The following is a 2,675-nucleotide window of genomic DNA, read 5'->3' on the forward strand; positions in this document are numbered from 1 at the left end:
ATATATGACAGCTAAGAGACTGCAGATGAAGAATATCATAATTGATTTTCCGGGGATACGGGCGCTGAACGGTGTGGATTTCAACACGGAAACGGGTAGTATTCATGCGTTGATTGGAGCGAATGGCGCGGGCAAATCGACGTTGATGAAGGTGCTCTCTGGTGCCCACGGCCATTACACAGGGGAAATCTTTCTTGATGACAAAAAGGTGGAAATCAGGAAACCGGCCGATGCGCAGCAGCTCGGTATCCAGGTGGTCTACCAGGAGGTTGATACGGCAATTATCCCATCACTAACTGTGGCTGAAAATATCATGCTCAACCAAATGGTGCAGGCGAGGGAAAATCAGCACTGGATCGTTTGGAAACAGCTGTTCAAAGACGCTGAGGCCATTCTATCCGGAATGAACCTTCACATTCCGGTAAGAAAGCTTGCCGGGGAACTTACTCTCGCCGAGAAGCAACTTGTTCTGATTGCGCGGGCGATTTCAAGTGATTGTTCATTTTTGATTCTCGATGAACCAACAGCTCCTCTCAGCCATACGGAAACATCTGAACTGTTCCGGATTGCCCGGGAATTGGCTAAAAGGAATGTGGGCATCATCTTTATTTCCCATCGGATGCCGGAAATCTTTGAATTGTGTGATGAGATTACCATCATGCGAAATGGTGAGTTTGTTGTAAAAAAAGCTATTTCTGAAGTCGTCACGCACCAAGTCATTGAATATATGCTAGGACGAAAGCTGGAAGACCAATTCCCGGCAAGGGTAAGCGCGTTCGGAGATACATTGCTGGAAGTCCAAGGATTAGCAGATGGGAATAAAGTGAAAGACACTTCACTCCATGTAAGAGCAGGAGAGATTGTCGGGCTTGCCGGCCTGGTCGGGGCAGGAAAGACAGAGCTGTGCAAAGCTCTGTTTGGTGCGGCACCAACTAAGAGCGGAACAGTGAAGCTTAAAGGAGAAATCCTTAAGCTAACGAGTCCTCATGCTGCTGTAGAAAGCGGTTTGGCCCTGGTGCCTGAAGAAAGGCGCAAGGAAGGTGTCCTGATCTCGGAATCTGTCACATCCAATCTTACAGCTGTTAACCTCAAAAAATTCTCAGGATTCTTAAGCTTTATCAACCGGCGGGCTGAAAAGAAAACGGCACAGCAGTACATAAATGCTCTCGGCATCAAGACTTCATCGGAAAATGTCAAGGTTGAAAATCTTTCAGGGGGCAACCAGCAAAAAGTTGCGATTGGCAGATGGCTGATCGCAGATGCTGAGGTTTACATTTTTGATGAACCGACAAAAGGTGTGGATGTGGGTGCGAAGAGGGACATTTTTGAATTGATTGTAAAACTGGCTGAGCAGGGGAAAGGTGTTATTTATGCCTCTTCTGAGCTATCAGAAATCATCGGGATCACGAATCGGGTTTATGTCCTCTATGATGGTGAGCCTGTCAAAGAACTTGAAACAGCAAAGACAACCGAAGAAGAACTATTATTTTATTCAACAGGAGGCAGATAGGATGGACGCCAAACTCCCTTTGCAGCAAAACACACAGCCGAAAAAGTCATTCGAATTGTTCCAGTTTTTATATAAGTATGGGACCATCCTTACCATTTTTGTCCTCATTGCCATTTTTGCGGCTGCGAACCCTTCTTTTATCAAAGGAGATAACTTAATCAATATTTTGAGATCGATTTCGATCGTGACAATCATAGCAATTGGCATCACGATTTCGTTAACCGTTGATGGCTTTGATTTGTCTGTCGGTTCTGTGGCATCACTATCAAACGCAGTAGTGATCTCAATGTTTGTCTGGTTTTCGCAGAATACGCTGATTGCGATTCTGTCAGCTATTGCCGCTGCACTGATTGTCGGGGCAATCAATTCATTCATGATCGTCAAGCTGAAAATTCCTGATATGCTGATGACGCTCGCGATGATGTTCATCATTCAAGGAACAGCGCTTACTTATACGAAGGGTGCCACCGTTTCAGAAAATATGATTCTGTCTGATGGGAGTTTTTCTACAGGAACGATCAGCGCTATTTTTGCTAAAATTGGCCAGGTGCCCTGGATCATCCTCATCATGGCTGTAGCTGTTATCGTCGTCCACATTTTCCTGACCTATACAAAGCATGGTCGCTATATGTACGTGATAGGCGGGAATAAAGAGGCTGCGAGACTGTCAGGGATACCGGTAAACCGTTACAAGACAGCGGCATACCTTTTATCAGCAGTGTTTGCGGCGATTGGAGGGATTGTTCTCGCATCCCGCGTGATGACATCGGAAATCAGCGCTGGATCTCCTTATTTAATGGACTCTGTTGCGGCTGCATTCATCGGATTCTCCGTTCTGGGAGCAGGCAAGCCTAATGCATTCGGAACCTTCATTGGTGCCGTGCTGATTGGCATTCTTCAAAATGGACTTGTCATGATGTCAGTTCCCTATTATGCGATGGATATTGTAAAGGGAACCGTGCTTGCATTTGCCCTTGGCATCACTTATTACAAGCAAAAGCATTGAGGTAAAACATAGCAGTGTATCCCGAAATGAACGAACTTTCAGAACATAAAGCAGAAAGCCCGTGCTTTAGCGGTGGGATCGTAGCCTGGATAGAGAGGATATATCCAGGCTTTTTACTGCACTGAAATTGCAAAAAAGATGAAACCATTTCAGTTTCAT

2 protein-coding genes are annotated in these 2,675 nt (G+C 45.5%); both read left to right on the forward strand.

Going from position 1 to position 2,675, the window contains the following annotated elements; genetic code table 11:
- The first annotated feature begins 4 nt into the window (after positions 1-4).
- Positions 5-1,510 (forward strand): sugar ABC transporter ATP-binding protein, encoded by a 1,506-nt coding sequence (locus WB217_RS08040; protein WP_423992304.1) that lies wholly within the window; start codon positions 5-7, stop codon positions 1,508-1,510.
- Between the two features lies 1 nt (position 1,511).
- Entirely contained in the window at positions 1,512-2,516 is a 1,005-nt protein-coding gene (locus tag WB217_RS08045; protein ID WP_423992302.1) for an ABC transporter permease, read from the forward strand.
- Positions 2,517-2,675: the final 159 nt, after the last annotated feature.

The sequence above is a fragment of the Mesobacillus sp. genome (assembly GCF_049588175.1).
Lineage (GTDB): Bacteria > Bacillota > Bacilli > Bacillales > Cytobacillaceae > Mesobacillus.

Bases quoted from the DNA above. Each gene is read 5' to 3' on its own strand.
- WB217_RS08045 (WP_423992302.1), top strand. From the start codon at position 1,512: ATGGACGCCAAACTCCCTTTGCAGCAAAACACACAGCCGAAAAAGTCA.
- WB217_RS08040 (WP_423992304.1), top strand. From the start codon at position 5: ATGACAGCTAAGAGACTGCAGATGAAGAATATCATAATTGATTTTCCG.